General features: G+C 66.2%; 12 protein-coding genes. 3 read left to right on the top strand and 9 right to left on the bottom strand.

Annotated elements, in window-relative coordinates; all coding sequences use genetic code 11:
• The first annotated feature begins 278 nt into the window (after positions 1 to 278).
• The gene (locus HU735_RS04225; protein WP_186712542.1) at positions 279 to 830 is read left to right on the top strand and encodes an isochorismatase family protein; all 552 of its coding nucleotides are present in this window, start codon (positions 279 to 281) and stop codon (positions 828 to 830) included.
• Entirely contained in the window at positions 827 to 1,909 is a 1,083-nt protein-coding gene (locus HU735_RS04220) for a DUF1615 domain-containing protein (protein ID WP_346655351.1), read from the top strand. Before HU735_RS04225 ends, HU735_RS04220 begins: the two co-directional genes overlap by 4 nt.
• 154 nt (positions 1,910 to 2,063) lie before the next feature.
• Here the strand turns inward: HU735_RS04220 and HU735_RS04215 are convergent, their stop codons facing one another.
• From HU735_RS04215 to HU735_RS04175, 9 genes are all read right to left on the bottom strand, one after another.
• Positions 2,064 to 2,933, bottom strand: a complete 870-nt coding sequence (locus HU735_RS04215; RefSeq protein ID WP_186712541.1) for a zinc ABC transporter substrate-binding protein — start codon at positions 2,931 to 2,933, stop codon at positions 2,064 to 2,066.
• A complete protein-coding gene (locus tag HU735_RS04210; protein ID WP_050706538.1) occupies positions 2,930 to 3,829 on the bottom strand; it encodes a metal ABC transporter permease in 900 nt (299 codons plus the stop codon). Before HU735_RS04210 ends, HU735_RS04215 begins: the two co-directional genes overlap by 4 nt.
• Positions 3,829 to 4,575, bottom strand: a complete 747-nt coding sequence (locus HU735_RS04205; RefSeq protein WP_186712540.1) for an ATP-binding cassette domain-containing protein — start codon at positions 4,573 to 4,575, stop codon at positions 3,829 to 3,831. Before HU735_RS04205 ends, HU735_RS04210 begins: the two co-directional genes overlap by 1 nt.
• Complete coding sequence (locus HU735_RS04200) at positions 4,572 to 5,483, bottom strand: metal ABC transporter substrate-binding protein (RefSeq protein WP_062574342.1); 912 nt, start codon at positions 5,481 to 5,483, stop codon at positions 4,572 to 4,574. Before HU735_RS04200 ends, HU735_RS04205 begins: the two co-directional genes overlap by 4 nt.
• Before the next feature lie 10 nt (positions 5,484 to 5,493).
• Positions 5,494 to 6,063 (bottom strand): DUF6162 family protein, encoded by a 570-nt coding sequence (locus HU735_RS04195; protein ID WP_186712539.1) that lies wholly within the window; start codon positions 6,061 to 6,063, stop codon positions 5,494 to 5,496.
• A complete protein-coding gene (locus HU735_RS04190; protein ID WP_050706534.1) occupies positions 6,060 to 6,377 on the bottom strand; it encodes a hypothetical protein in 318 nt (105 codons plus the stop codon). The genes HU735_RS04195 and HU735_RS04190 overlap by 4 nt, the downstream gene beginning before the upstream one ends.
• Positions 6,374 to 6,910 (bottom strand): thiamine pyrophosphate-binding protein, encoded by a 537-nt coding sequence (locus HU735_RS04185; protein WP_186712538.1) that lies wholly within the window; start codon positions 6,908 to 6,910, stop codon positions 6,374 to 6,376. The genes HU735_RS04190 and HU735_RS04185 overlap by 4 nt, the downstream gene beginning before the upstream one ends.
• Complete coding sequence (locus tag HU735_RS04180; RefSeq protein ID WP_186712537.1) at positions 6,907 to 8,106, bottom strand: PepSY domain-containing protein; 1,200 nt, start codon at positions 8,104 to 8,106, stop codon at positions 6,907 to 6,909. Before HU735_RS04180 ends, HU735_RS04185 begins: the two co-directional genes overlap by 4 nt.
• 114 nt (positions 8,107 to 8,220) lie before the next feature.
• The gene (locus HU735_RS04175) at positions 8,221 to 9,414 is read right to left on the bottom strand and encodes a PepSY domain-containing protein (RefSeq protein ID WP_186712536.1); all 1,194 of its coding nucleotides are present in this window, start codon (positions 9,412 to 9,414) and stop codon (positions 8,221 to 8,223) included.
• A 237-nt stretch (positions 9,415 to 9,651) separates the two neighbouring features.
• Between HU735_RS04175 and HU735_RS04170 the strand changes: the two genes are divergently transcribed.
• Positions 9,652 to 10,635 carry a TauD/TfdA family dioxygenase gene (locus HU735_RS04170; protein WP_186712535.1) on the top strand — a complete coding sequence of 328 codons (984 nt, stop codon included), beginning with the start codon at positions 9,652 to 9,654 and terminating at the stop codon, positions 10,633 to 10,635.
• Positions 10,636 to 10,688: the final 53 nt, after the last annotated feature.

The raw sequence follows: 10,688 nt of genomic DNA, 5'->3' as shown, positions 1-10,688 counted from the left end.
AAATCCTGGCAAAGGGGCTGCCAGGAAGTGTCAACCATGTCTCCGTACACGTGTCCACCATGTGTCCGGTCTCTACAGATCCTTCAAAAAGGAACTCGCCGTAAGGGCGAAAAGGTGACTATGCGTCGACATCGCAAATGAATGCACATACGACTATCAAAACAACCGGCCTCAACTACACGCCAAACCCATAATCAACCTGCAAAACCACAAGCCCCAATTGACGCCACCCCCCGCCTGGGTAAGGCTACCCCATCCCCCAAACCATGAGACCACCAATGCTGATCGATCCCCGCAAGGCCACGCTGCTGGTCGTCGACATCCAGGAAAAACTGATAGGCGCCATGAGCGACCCCGAGGGCACCGCGGCCCGCGCCCGCTGGCTCCTCGCGGCAACCGCCGAACTAAAACTCCCAACGGTGATCTCCGAGCAATACCCCAAGGGCCTGGGCCACACCCTGGCCGCCCTCAAGGCCGCGGCACCGGCCGCCGAAATCGTCGAGAAACTGCACTTCTCCTGCGTCGCCGCCGAATGCCTGCCCCCCAGCCTGCTCGACCGCGAACAGGTAATCGTCTGCGGCATGGAGACCCACGTCTGCGTGCTGCAGACCGTGCTCGGCCTGCGCGCCCTGGGCAAGCAGGTGTTCGTGGTCGAGGACGCCTGCGACAGCCGCACCCCACAGAGCAAGGCAGCGGGCCTGACGCGCATGCGCGATGCCGGGGCGCAGGTGGTCACTCGCGAGATGGTACTGTTCGAGTTGCTGGGCAGCTCCAGCCACCCGCTGTTCCGCCAGATCAGCAAGACCTACCTGGTCGGTGAGCAGCCCTGAACGCCCGCCTGCTGACCACCGCGCTGCTGGCCCTGGGCCTGCTTCAAGGTTGCGCCGGGCGACGTGAGGAGGCTGTCGAGGCCGATCCGGCCAAGGTCCGCGCCCAGCTCGTGCGCCTGCTGCCGGCCCAGGTCAAGGACCGCCAGAGCTGGGCCGAGGATATCCAGGTGGCGTTCCAGGCCCAGGGCATCAGCCCGAGCAAGAGCAACCTGTGCGCGGTGCTGGCGGTGACCGAGCAGGAATCCACATTCAACGCCGACCCGCAGGTGCCGAACCTGGGGCGTATCGCCCGGGAGGAGATCGACCGCCGGGCGGCGCGCCTGCATGTGCCCAGGCTCCTGGTCGACGGCGCGCTGGGCACGCCCTCGGCCAACGGCAAGACCTACCAGCAACGGCTGCTCGCCGTGCGCAGCGAAAAACAGCTCAGTGCCCTGTACGACGAGGTGATCAGCGGCCTGCCGCTGGGGCGCTCGCTGCTGGGCGGGTTGAATCCGGTGCGCACCGGTGGGCCGATGCAGGTCAGCGTGGACTTCGCCGAGCGGCACGCCAAGGGCTATCCCTACGACCACTCGGGCAGCATCCGCCAGGAGGTGTTCAGCCGCCGCGGCGGAATGTACTTCGGCATCGCCCACCTGCTCGGCTATCCCACCCACTACGAGCGTCAGCTGTATCGCTTCGCCGATTTCAACGCGGGTTGGTACGCCAGTCGCAACGCGGCGTTTCAGGCGGCATTGAACCGGGCGAGCGGGGTGTCGCTGGCGCTCGATGGCGACCTGATCGCCCCTGGCGCCATCCTGCCCGGCACCACCGAGCAGGCGGCGCGCAAGCTGGGGACGAAGCTGGGGCTGCGCAATCCGCAGATCAGGGCTCAGCTGGAGAAGGAGAATGGTCTGGAACTGGAGGACACCGCGTTGTATCGCGGGGTGTTCGCCCTGGCCGAAGCGAAGGCGGGCAAGGCGCTGCCACGGGCGGTGCTGCCGGGGATCGAACTGAAGAGCCCGAAGATCACCCGCAAGCTGACCACGGCGTGGTTTGCCGGCAGGGTGGATGAGCGGTATCAGCGGTGCATGAAGCGTTGAGGTGAACATGACGCATTGATTTAGCAGAGACCTGTGGGAGCGGCTTTAGCCGCGAACACCGGCGAAGCCGGTGCCATGCACCGTGTTGCTTTCTTCGCGGGTAAACCCGCTCCCACAGGGTATTTGTTCCCTTCGCGATTTCCTGCAAAGGCGCTCAACTATCGCCGAGGGCCTTTACCACCTGCTCGACACTGGCCTTGAGCCCCGCCACGGTGTCGTCCGGATCGCTGTCCACCACCAGCAACTTCGCCCCGGAAGCGGCGATTATCTCGGCCACCTTTGCGTCCGGCTGACGATGATGCAGCACCAGCGCCACATCCTGCGCCTTGAGGTTCTCACCCAGTGCCTTGAGCATCGCTTCGTCCCACTTGTCGTCGGCCGGCAGCGGTTGCTCGACCACATCCAGGTTCAACCCGCTGGCCAGGTAGCCCAGGCGCTCGGACAGGCTGACCACGGTCAGGTTGTCGACCTCGGCCAGGCGTGTCTGGCTGTTGGCGGTCAGCTCCAGCATCTGCCGCTTGAGGCCGGCCAGGTTGCCCTGGATCTTCGCCTTGTCGGCTGGCGAGAGGCGTTCGAGATCGTTGGCCACTACATCGGCCATGCGCCCCAGGTTGGTGGGGTTAAGCCAGGGATAGGCGGTGAACGCCTCGTCACCCTTGACCGCGATGCCGGGCAGGGCGCCGTCCACCGGGCGCGCGGCGTCGATCTCGACGATGCGGATGTTGCTGCGTCGGGCCATGGGGTAGAGCGGGTCGTCGCGCCAGATCGAGCGCACGCCGATCACCGCGTCGGCTTTCGATGCCGCTTTCTGCAGGCTGGCGCCGCCACGACCGCTGAAGTACGAGGGCTGGCGGCTGGCCGGCAGGTTGGCCGGGGCGGCGCGCTGGAGTTGTACCGAGGTGCCGTCGAGCAAGGTGCTGGCCAGGCTGTGGGTCACCGGCAGGGTGGTCAACACTTGGGTGGCGCCGGCCATCAGCGGCAGGCCGCTCAGGGCCAGGGCCAGGGTGAGTTTCTTCAGGGTCATGCCGGGTTTCCTTGCAGGCGGGGGACGAGGGCGCGGGCCAGGGCGGCGAGGGCGAAGCAGACCCCGGCGACCAGGATGATCGCCGCGCCCGAGGGCACCGGCAGGTCGAAGACGATCGGCAGCAGGATGCCGAGCAGGGTGCTCAGGGTGGCGATGATCACCGAGACGAAGAAGAAGCCCTTGAGCGACTGGCTGACCAGCCGCGCCGCCGCCGCCGGGATCACCAGCAGGGCGCCGACCAGGATCGCGCCGATCACCTTGACCGAGGCCACGGTGACCAGGGTCACCAGTACCACGAACAGGTAGTCCAGGGTCTTCACTGCCACCCCGCGTACCGCCGCCAGCTGCGGGTTGAAACTGGCCAGCATGATGCGGTTGTACAGCGGCAGGGCCAGGGCCAGCACCAGCACGGCGACGATGGCCAGCACCAGCAGGTCGTGGGCGCTGACGGTGAGCACCGAACCGAACAGCACGTTCTCGAGGATGTGCACGTTGATCTTGCCGGCCAGCATCAGCAGCAGGCTCGCGCCCAGGGCCAGCGACACCGAGAGGAACACGCCGATCAGCGTGTCCGGGGACAGTCCGGTGCGGTTGCGCAGGAAGTTGAGCAGGATACCGAACAGCAGGCAGTAGCCGAACAGGCTGCCGTAAGGGCCGGTGTAGGGCTCGCCGAGCAGGATCCCGATGGCCACGCCGGTCAGCGCGGCATGGCCGACCGCCTCGGAGAAGAAGGCGAAGCGCTTGACCACCACCAGGGTACCCAGCCCGCCCAGCACCGGGCCGATCATCAGGCCTGCCAGCAGGGCGTTGACCACGAAGCCGTAGGCCAGCGCCTCCGGCAGGTAACCAGCGGTGGCCCAGTCCTGGACCAGCTGGCGGAACGATTCGAAACTCATCAGGCAAGGCTCTCGCTGCGCGGGTGGACGGAGAACAGCCCGAGCAGGCGCTCGGGGGTCAGGGCCTGGGCCGGCGGGGCGTCGAACAGCACCTGGCGGCTCAGCCCGGTGACCCGGTCGGCCAGGCGCAGCACCGCTTCCAGGTCGTGCTCGATCCACAGCACGGTGGTGCCGGCCTGGCGCCAGCCGTGCAGCAGTTGCTCGAACACCTGGATACCGGCCTCGTCGAGGGCCGACATCGGCTCGTCCAGCACCAGCAGCTGTGGCTCGGGGATAAGCCCCTGGGCCAGCAGCACGCGCTGGCGCTCGCCGCCGGACAGCGCGCCCATGCGCCGCTTGCGCTTGTCGAGCATGCCTACCCGCGCCAGCGCCGCGTCGATCGCCGGGCGCACGCGTCGGGACAGGCCAAGGAACGCCGGGCGGTGCTGGCACATGGCGGCCATGAAGTCGTCCACGGTCATTGGCAGGCCACGGTCGAATTCCAGGGCCTGGGGCACGTAGCCGATCACTTCACGCTCACCGGGCCAGTGCAGGGTCAGCTGGCCCTGGTGCGGCATCTGCCCGAGCAGGGTCTTGATCAGCGAGCTCTTGCCGCCGCCGTTGGGGCCGACGATCGCGTGCACGCTGCCGGGGGCGACGCTGAAGCGCACGTTCTCGAGAATGCGCGTGCGGCCCAGGGTGAGGTCGATGCCGTCGAACTCGATGCGTGGCCCGCAGGCGCTGGTGAGGTTGGCGGCGGCGGTCACGTGCGGTTCTCCTGGATGGCCTGGACCACCGTGTCGAGGTTGCGCTTCATCTCCACCTCGTACTTTTCCTTGGTGTATTCGCCGTAGGAGATGTGCGTGAGCGGGTAGATGCGCACGCCGGACTCGCGGTGGATGGTGTCGACATAGGCCGAGGGGAAGTCCATCTCCGAGAAGATCACCTTCACATCCAGGGCCTTGAGCTGGTCGATGGTCTTTTTCAACTGTGCCGGGCTCGGTTCGATGCCGTGGGCTGGTTCCACCACGGCGGTGACTTCCAGGCCGAAGTCGCGCACCAGGTAGTCGTAGGCGGCATGGATGGTGGCGACGCGGAAGGTCGCGTCCGGCGCCTGGGTGACCTTGGCCAGGGCCTCGGCGCGCAGGGCACGCAGGCGCTTGGCGTAGGCCCGGGCGTTCTGCGTGTAGAACTTGGCGTTGTCCGGGTCGAGCTTGCCCAGTTCGCGGGCGATGTTGTTGACCTGGGCGATGGTGGCGCTGATCGACAGGAAGGTGTGCGGGTTGACCACCTTGCCGGCGCCGCGGGCGGCAATGCCGGTGGCCGCCAGCAGCGGCACGTTGGCGTTGGACTCGATGGTCTTGATGTCGGGCTTCTCGCTGGCGGCGATCATGCGGTCGGCGAAGTCGTCGTGGCCGACGCCGTTGAGCACGATCACGTCGAGGCTGCCGATGCGCTTGATGTCCTCGGCGCGGGGCTCGTAGGCGTGGGGGTTGAAGCCGGCCGGGATCAGCGGCACCACCTCGGCCTTGTCGCCGACGATGTTGCTCACGTAGCTGTAGTAGGGGTGCAGGGTGATGCCGATGCGCAGCGGCTTGCCGTTGTCGGCGAGGGCCACGGCGGGCAGGGCGCAGGCCAGGAGCAGCGCCAGGGTGCGGCGGGCGAAGCGAAGCATGGGCAGGTCCTTAGTGACGGTGTTGGCGGGTGACCCCGGCGTCGTAGTGGGTGACGATCTGCTGCCAGCCGGCGGCGATCAGCGCATCGCTGTCCAGCGCGTCCGGGGGCAGGGCGGTGCTGTCGCGGCGCAACCAGACATCTGGCTGGGCATCGCTGGCGGTGGGCAGGATCACCAGGAAGCTGCCGGCCACCTGGGCGTCCTGGCTGCGGCCCAGGTAGGCGCCGTTGGCCAGCAGCGACCACTGGTGGCTGCCGCGGCTCTGGCTGCTGGCGTCGCTGACGAACGGCGGCAGCCCCTCGTCGGCCAGGGCCTGGGCGTCCGGGGCGACGCCGTTGTCCTCGCGCAGGGCGCGGATCTCCTCGACGGCCACCCACAGGTCGGTATGGATGCCCTGTTCGGCGGCATTGAGGTCGCGGCGGGCGTCGAGCTGGTGAGCGGCAATGGCCTGTTCATCCTCGCGCTCGCCGCGCATGGCCACCACGCTGGCGGCCAGCACCACGATCAGCAGCGCGGCCAACAGCACGTAGAGGGTCTCGTGCCCGGCGCCGGCCGGGCGCACCACCTGGGCGCGGCTCATGGCGCACCGATGTCGGCGTGGTCCACTTCCACCACGTGGCCGGGGCCGGCATCGAACAGCACGTAGAACTCACCCTCGGGGCGCTTGAAGGTCAAGGTCGAGTCGTCGCCGAGCTTGCTCGCCACCAGCACCTGTTCGTCGTAGCCGATCACGTCCAGGGTCACGCCGGGGGCGCCGCTGCCGTCGGAGAAGCCACCCTTGCAGGTGATCTGCTCGCCGTGCTCGGTGCACTCGCACATCGGGTTGTGTGCCAGCGCCGGGGTGGCGGCCAGGGCCAAGAGGGGCAGGGCGAGCCTGCGCATCAGCTGTTTCATTTGTTGCCTCCTTGTTTCTCGAGCCAGGCCACGGTGGCGGGGGATGCCTTGGCCAGCGGCACCGAGGCCTGGTACATCTTGCCGTCCCAGCCTTCGATGGTGATCCAGATGTCGGCGTCGGGCCGGGTGCGTGGCGGGATTGGCAGCGAGGTGCCCATGCGCGCCGGCGCGCCGAAGAAGATCGTGCCGGCGGCGCGCAGGCTGCGCGGCTTGCCCACCCGCAGGTAGGTGGCCTTGACGCCTTCGTCGCAGCTTGTGCAGGCGGCGTTGAAGGCCTTGAAGTAGCCGGCCGGGCCTTCGGCGCGTGGGGCCTCGTCGCGCAGTTCGGCCAGGTCCAGGGTCCAGCGCCCGACCTGGATACCCTCGACGATGTTGGCGCCCAGGCCGCTGTCACCGCGGAACAGGCTGGCGTCGGCGAAGTACTTGGGCATGAAACCCAGGGGAATGAGGATCAGCAGGATGTTGAGGTGGAAGCGCCATTTCAGCCACAGCTGCTTCAGGCCGCTGGGCGGCAGGGTATCGGTCTGGCTCAAGGTTGGGCCTCCAGGGTGGTTGGGCTGGCCGCGGCGCGTGAGCGCGGACGCTCGCCGCGCTTGAGGGCGGCGAGGGTGGCCTGGGTGGTGCGCTTGGTCCAGATCAGCAGGCCACTGAACACCATCAGGGTCAGCACCAGGCCGAAGAAGAACCAGATCAGCTTGATCGCCAGGCCACCGAAATCACCGGTGTGCAGCGGGCGCATGGATTCGGTGACGAACTCGAGGGCCGAACGGTCGCCAAGCAGGAACTGGCTGTCGACGTTGGACGTGTAGGGGTTGACCTCGGCGGTCTGGAACATCAGCGGGTACCAGCCACGCCCGCCCATGCTGTAGTGGCTGTAGGCAGTGGCCGGCAGCGAGATGAAGCTGATGTCCAGGCCGGGGATCTTCTGGCTGGCGATGCGTGCCGCCTGGTCCAGGTCGATGCGCGGCGCGGGGCCGCCGTCGGCGGTCTGTGGCACCTGTTCGCGGGCGATCACCGGCACGATCGGCTCGCTGGAGATTGTCACGTGGTTGTCGGCGAGAATCGCCTGGATCAGGAACCAGGTGCCGGTGATGGCGATCACCGCGATGAACCAGATCGACCACACGCCGGCCAGGCGGTGCACGTCGCCCCAGAAGATCCGTGGGCCGTGGCCGGTGCGCAGCGGTTTGAAGAAGCCGCGCCAGAACTTCTTGTACACCACCAGCCCCGTGACCAGCGAGGCGAGCATCGGCAGCCCGAGCAGCGACACCAGGTACCAGCCCCAGCTGTAGCCGTTGGTGAAGGGCACCAGCCACCAGCCATGCAGGGCACGGGTGAAGGCCTCGAAGTCGAAGTCCGGGCGCTGGCCCTGGATGGCCCCGGTGTAGGGGTTGACGTAGAGCAGCGCGTTGGTGCCATCGGCACGGGTTACCGAGGCCTGCAGGGCGAAGTGCGAACCGTCCGGCTGGCTGAAGAAACGCACCGCCAGCTCAGGTTCGGCCTTGTGCATGGCGTCGAGCACCTGCTGGTAGCTCAGGCGCTGGCTGTCGTCGTCGGGTTTGCTGGCGCGCACGTCGGCGTTGGCCAGCCAGACGATCTCCTGGCTGACCACCGCGAGCATGCCGGTGAAGCAGACGATCAGGACGAAGAACCAGATCGGCAGGGCAAGCCAGCTGTGGACCAAAAACCACAGCTTGGAATTGGATTTCTTTCTCGATTGTCGGGCCATCGCTCGGTCTTCTGCATATAAAAATACGGTCGAGTCTGTGCTCAACCTGGAAGGCTGCATAAGTAAGGACGAATGAGAATCAGAAAGCTGCCAAAGCAAATGAAAGAAAATGTTTCAAGAACTGGACGTGACCTCTGTAGAAACTGCTCCCTTGGCCGTGCGCGCCTGCTTCTGGCTGCGCTTGAGTGCGTTGGCGGTGGCCAGGGCAGTGCGTTTGCTCCAGATCAGCAGGCCGCTGAGCACCATCATGCTCAGCAGCAGGCCAAAGAAGAACCAGATCAGCTTGCTCGTCAGACCGGCGAACTCGCCGGTGTGCAGGGGGCGCATCGACTCGGTGAAGATCTCCAAGGCCTTGCGATCGCCCAGCAGGCGGCTGGCCTCCATCGCCCCGGTGTAGGGGTTGATCTCGGCCTTCTGGTACACCAGCGGATACCAGCTCATGCCGCCGATGCTCAGGTGGGCGTAGGCGTTGCTGGGAAAACCGACATAGTCGACGGTGAAGCCGGGGATCTCGCGCTGGGTGATCCTCACCGCTTCGTCCGGACTGATCATCGGCGCGGGGCTGCCGTCGGCGGTCAGTGGCACCGTCTCGCGGGCTACCACCGGAATGATGGGTTGGCTGGAGATGGCGATATGGTTGTCGGCGAGCAGGGCCTTGACCAGGAACCAGGTGCCGGTGATGGAAATCACCGCGATGAACCAGATCGACCAGATGCCGCTCAGACGGTGGAAATCGCCCCAGAAGATCCGCGCGCCCTGGTTGAAGCGCAGGGTCGGCTTGAAGAAACCTTTCCAGAAGCGCTTGTAGATCACCAGGCCGGTGACCAGTGACGCCAGCATCGGCAGCCCGAGCAGCGACACCAGGTACCAGCCCCAGCTGTAGCCGTTGGTGTGGGGCACCAGCCACCAGCCGTGCAGGGCGCGGGTGAACTCTTCGAAGTTGAACTGCGGCGGGACGCCCTGGATGTGCCCGGTGTAGGGGTTGACGTAGACCCTCAGGGTGCGGCCGTCGGGGTAGGTGACGTCCGACAGCATGGCGAAGTGCGATTCGCTCAAGGTCATCAGGCTGGCCACGGCGATGCCGGGCTGGTCGCGTTGCATGGCCACCAGCAGCTCGTCGTAGTTCAGTCGCCGGGCCTCGTCCGAAGGCGGATTGGCGCGGGTTTCCGGGTTGGCCAGCCAGACGATCTCGCGGCTGATCACCGCCAGGGTGCCGGTGACGCAGACGATCAGCACGAAGAACCAGATGGGCAGGGCCAGCCAGCTGTGCACGAGGAACCAGATTTTCGAGCGTGACTTTTTCGACATGGGGTACGCAGTGTCAATGGCGAAGTTCAGGGGCAAAAGCCCGGCCGTATCAGAAAGAGACGCATGAGCAGGGCAAAACCTGATGGATCAATTGCAAGCAAGTGTTTCCAAGGCGTCCTGCGGGTTGTGGGAACGGTCGACTAATTTGCCTGCCCCTCGAAACGTCCTCCTATCACCGGACACGAGCGTGCCCATGGGTCGCCGGTCCCTTTATCGAATGTGTACAGGAGGCCCGCCATGGGTGTTGCTGTGGGATTTACAGTGCGTCCGCTCTTGCCGGAGCAGGGACGTTTGCCGTTGCTGGTGGAGGCGGGTGACGACGACACCAGCCTGTTGGAGGTGTTCGACGAGCTCAAGGCGCTGGTGGATGAACACCTGCCGCGCGACGGCGGCATCCTGTTCCGCGGGTTCCGCCTGGAGGGCGCCGAGCAGTTCCGCCAGTTTGCCGCCAGCTTCGGTCACCCGCTGCTCAACTACGAGTTCGGCTCGACGCCGCGCACCAACGTTACCCAGGGGGTCTACACCTCCACCGAGTACCCGGCGCACCAGCATATTCCGCTGCACAACGAGCAGGCCTACTCCCGCGACTGGCCGATGAAGATCTGGTTCTACAGCATGATCGCCGCCCGCAGTGGTGGCGAGACGCCGATCGCCGACAGTCGCGAGGTCTATCGCCGCGTGCCGGCGCACATTCGCGAGCGTTTCGTTAGCAAGGGGCTGATGTACGTGCGCAACTTCGGCAACGGGCTGGATGTGTCGTGGGAGGATGTATTCAATACCGATGACCCGCAGGAGGTCGAAGCCTACTGCAAGGATCACGGCATCACCTGCGAATGGAAAGACGACGGCGAGCTGCGTACCCGCCAGGTGTGCCAGGCGGTGGCCCGGCACCCGGTGGCCGGCGACATGGTCTGGTTCAACCAGGCGCACCTGTTCCATATTTCCAACCTGCCGCCCGAGGTGCGGGAAAGTCTGCTGGATATCGTCGACGAGGAAGACCTGCCGCGTAACGTCTACTACGGCGACGGTTCACCCATCGAGGACGAGGTGCTCGACGAGATCCGTCAGGTGCTGGAAGACTGCAAGATCAGCTTCCCCTGGCAGGAGGGCGACGTGATGATGCTCGACAATATGCTCGCCGCCCATGCCCGTGCGCCGTTCGAAGGCCCGCGCAAGGTGATCGTGGCAATGGCCGAGGGGCACTCGCTGGAGCAGGCCTGATTTACCGATCCCCAGGGCTGCTGTGCAGCCCTTTCGTGTTCCAGCAGGCCGGC

The organism is Pseudomonas sp. BW16M2 (assembly GCF_014268865.1).
Lineage (GTDB): Bacteria > Pseudomonadota > Gammaproteobacteria > Pseudomonadales > Pseudomonadaceae > Aquipseudomonas > Aquipseudomonas peradeniyensis.
This window is presented reverse-complemented; position numbering and strand designations above follow the sequence as displayed.

What these genes read in the sequence shown, in the direction of transcription:
- HU735_RS04225 (WP_186712542.1), top strand. Translation starts at nt 279, where the DNA reads ATGCTGATCGATCCCCGCAAGGCCACGCTGCTGGTCGTCGACATCCAG.
- HU735_RS04215 (WP_186712541.1), bottom strand. Translation starts at nt 2,933, where the DNA reads ATGACCCTGAAGAAACTCACCCTGGCCCTGGCCCTGAGCGGCCTGCCG.
- HU735_RS04210 (WP_050706538.1), bottom strand. Translation starts at nt 3,829, where the DNA reads ATGAGTTTCGAATCGTTCCGCCAGCTGGTCCAGGACTGGGCCACCGCT.
- HU735_RS04200 (WP_062574342.1), bottom strand. Translation starts at nt 5,483, where the DNA reads ATGCTTCGCTTCGCCCGCCGCACCCTGGCGCTGCTCCTGGCCTGCGCC.
- HU735_RS04195 (WP_186712539.1), bottom strand. Translation starts at nt 6,063, where the DNA reads ATGAGCCGCGCCCAGGTGGTGCGCCCGGCCGGCGCCGGGCACGAGACC.
- HU735_RS04190 (WP_050706534.1), bottom strand. Translation starts at nt 6,377, where the DNA reads ATGAAACAGCTGATGCGCAGGCTCGCCCTGCCCCTCTTGGCCCTGGCC.
- HU735_RS04180 (WP_186712537.1), bottom strand. Translation starts at nt 8,106, where the DNA reads ATGGCCCGACAATCGAGAAAGAAATCCAATTCCAAGCTGTGGTTTTTG.
- HU735_RS04175 (WP_186712536.1), bottom strand. Translation starts at nt 9,414, where the DNA reads ATGTCGAAAAAGTCACGCTCGAAAATCTGGTTCCTCGTGCACAGCTGG.
- HU735_RS04170 (WP_186712535.1), top strand. Translation starts at nt 9,652, where the DNA reads ATGGGTGTTGCTGTGGGATTTACAGTGCGTCCGCTCTTGCCGGAGCAG.